This window comes from Rhizobacter sp. (assembly GCF_031412075.1).
In the GTDB taxonomy this organism is placed as follows: Bacteria; Pseudomonadota; Gammaproteobacteria; order Burkholderiales; family Burkholderiaceae_C; genus Rhizobacter.
Window position 1 is genome coordinate 1 of sequence record NZ_JANOCG010000499.1, and the last position, 2,303, is coordinate 2,303.

Genomic DNA, 2,303 nt, shown 5'->3' on the forward strand with positions numbered 1-2,303 from the left:
CACGCCATCGCGCCTGGCGCCGAGGCGCTCGATGGCACGCTGGCTGGCGAAGTTGAAGTTGTCGGTGCGCCAGCCCACGAGCTTTGCGCGCAGCGTCTCGAACGCATGCGTCATCAGCATCAGCTTGGTGGTGGTGTTGACGTGGCTGCGTTGCACGCTCTCGGCATACCAGGTGTAGCCGATCTCCAGGCGCTCCACGGCGGGCACGATGTCGTGGTAGCTGCTGCTGCCCAGAACTCGCCCGCTGGTCTTGTCGATCACCGCGAAGGCAAGGCGGTTGCCCTGGTCAAACTGTTTCAGCGCCGTGGCGATGTAGGCCTCGGTGTCCTGCGGCTCGGGCACCGAGGTGATGCGCAGATTCCAGAGTTCGCCATCGGCGGCAGCGGCGAGCAAGCCGTCCAGGTGCGCATGCGTCAGGGGTTCTAGACGGAGGAGATCGCTCTCCAGCGTGACGGGCGCGACCCTCTGCATCAGCGGTTGTGCTTCTGCATGAACACGAGCTTCTCGAACAGCGACACGTCTTGTTCGTTCTTGAGCAGTGCGCCGACCAGCGGCGGCACCGAGACCTTGTCGTCCTTGCTTTGCAGCACCTCGAGCGGAATGTCTTCCGCCACCAACAGCTTGAGCCAATCGAGCAGCTCCGAGGTGGAAGGTTTCTTCTTCAGGCCGGGCAGGTTGCGCACGTCGTAGAAATTCTTCAGCGCCGCGCCCAGCAACTCCTTGCGCAGCTTGGGGAAGTGCACGTCGACGATCTTTTGCATCGTCGTCGCATCGGGGAACTTGATGTAGTGGAAGAAGCAGCGGCGCAAGAACGCGTCGGGCAGCTCCTTTTCGTTGTTGGAGGTGATGAACACCAGCGGGCGGTGCACCGCCTTGATGAGCTCGCGTGTCTCGTAGACATAGAACTCCATGCGGTCGATCTCGCGCAGCAAGTCGTTGGGAAACTCGATGTCGGCCTTGTCGATCTCGTCGATCAGCAGCACCACCGGTTCGTCGGCGGTGAAGGCCTGCCACAACACTCCCTTGAGGATGTAGTTGTGGATGTTTTTCACCCGCTCCCCACCGTCCACATCGGCCAGCTGCGAATCGCGCAGGCGGCTCACCGCGTCGTATTCGTACAGGCCTTGTTGCGCCTTGGTGGTCGATTTGATGTGCCACTGCATCAGCGGCATGCCGAGAGCCTGCGCCACTTCCTCGGCCAGCATGGTCTTGCCGGTGCCGGGCTCGCCCTTGATCAGCAGGGGCCGCTTCAGCGTGGCCGCCGCGTTCACCGCCAGCATCAGGTCATCGGTGGCGACGTAATTCTCTGAACCTTGGAATTTCATGGGGCGGGGGGGTGTATGGGGTGTCGGGTCAGTATATAAGCGCGTGCCTGCGGCCACTGTCCGCCAGATGACACCCGGGCCGACGCCAAAAAGACACGGCGCGGCTTCCCTATAATTCGCGGTCACTTCAAAGACCCGCCCTCTGCTGGATCATGAAAAAACTGCTCTCCACGATCATCACCCTCGCTGCCCTTGGCGGCGCCTCCCTCAGCGCCCACGCTCAAGACGTGAAGGCCAGCGCCCAAGCGGGTCAGAAGAAGGCGGCCCTGTGCATTGGGTGCCACGGCATCCACGGCTACCAGGCCAGCTTCCCCGAGATTCACAAGGTGCCGATGATCTCGGGCCAGGGTGCCAAGTATTTGGTCTCTGCACTCAACGCCTACAAGAAGGGCGAGCGCAAGCATCCGACGATGAAGGCCATCGCCACCACGCTGTCTGACCAGGACATGGCCGATCTGGCCGCCTTCTACGAACAACAGCGCAAGGACGGTGCCGCTGCCGCTCCGGTGGCCGCCGCCGCGCCTGCGGTCAAACCGAACGACCAGGTGGCCAAGCTGCTCGAACAAGGCAAGTGCAATTCTTGCCACGGCGCCGACTACAACAGCCCGATCGACGGCAGCTACCCCAAGCTGGCCGGCCAACACGCCGACTACCTGTACGTGTCGCTCAAGGCCTACCAGACCACCAACAACCCCCAGGTGGGCCGCTCCAACGCGATCATGATGGGCATGGCCCAGCCCTTCACCCATGCTCAGCTGAAGTTGCTGGCGCAGTACCTGGCCTCGCTGCCCAGCGATTTGCAGACGGTGCCGCAGTCACGATTCCGCTGAAACGGTTCTAAATCACGCAACACGCCGCTGAACCCCAGCGGCGTTTTTGTTTTGGGCCGAGCCGGTCAAGTTCGCACGGCAGGTGTCGATAGTCTTTGAGCCGACCGCGCACCGCAACGCCACCCCCCCAATCTGAAGAAGATCACCC

The 2,303-nt window shown here is 62.4% G+C and carries 3 protein-coding genes; 1 reads left to right on the top strand and 2 read right to left on the bottom strand.

What is annotated here, in order from left to right:
• Together RMO40_RS18480 and RMO40_RS18485 are read right to left on the bottom strand one after the other, a co-directional pair.
• Nucleotides 1–471, bottom strand: a 471-nt coding sequence (locus RMO40_RS18480) for a GNAT family N-acetyltransferase (RefSeq protein ID WP_309724515.1), incomplete at its 3' end; no start/stop codon positions are given.
• Nucleotides 471–1,325: an AAA family ATPase gene (locus RMO40_RS18485; RefSeq protein ID WP_309724517.1), complete on the bottom strand. Its 855-nt coding sequence runs from the start codon at nucleotides 1,323–1,325 to the stop codon at nucleotides 471–473. The genes RMO40_RS18480 and RMO40_RS18485, both read right to left, overlap by 1 nt.
• A gap of 152 nt (nucleotides 1,326–1,477) precedes the next feature.
• Here RMO40_RS18485 and RMO40_RS18490 point away from each other — a divergent pair, with 152 nt between their 5' ends.
• The gene (locus RMO40_RS18490; protein WP_309724519.1) at nucleotides 1,478–2,155 is read left to right on the top strand and encodes a c-type cytochrome; all 678 of its coding nucleotides are present in this window, start codon (nucleotides 1,478–1,480) and stop codon (nucleotides 2,153–2,155) included.
• Nucleotides 2,156–2,303 lie beyond the last annotated feature (148 nt).

Coding starts and splice junctions, on each gene's coding strand:
- RMO40_RS18485 (WP_309724517.1), bottom strand. CDS start 1,325: ATGAAATTCCAAGGTTCAGAGAATTACGTCGCCACCGATGACCTGATG.
- RMO40_RS18490 (WP_309724519.1), top strand. CDS start 1,478: ATGAAAAAACTGCTCTCCACGATCATCACCCTCGCTGCCCTTGGCGGC.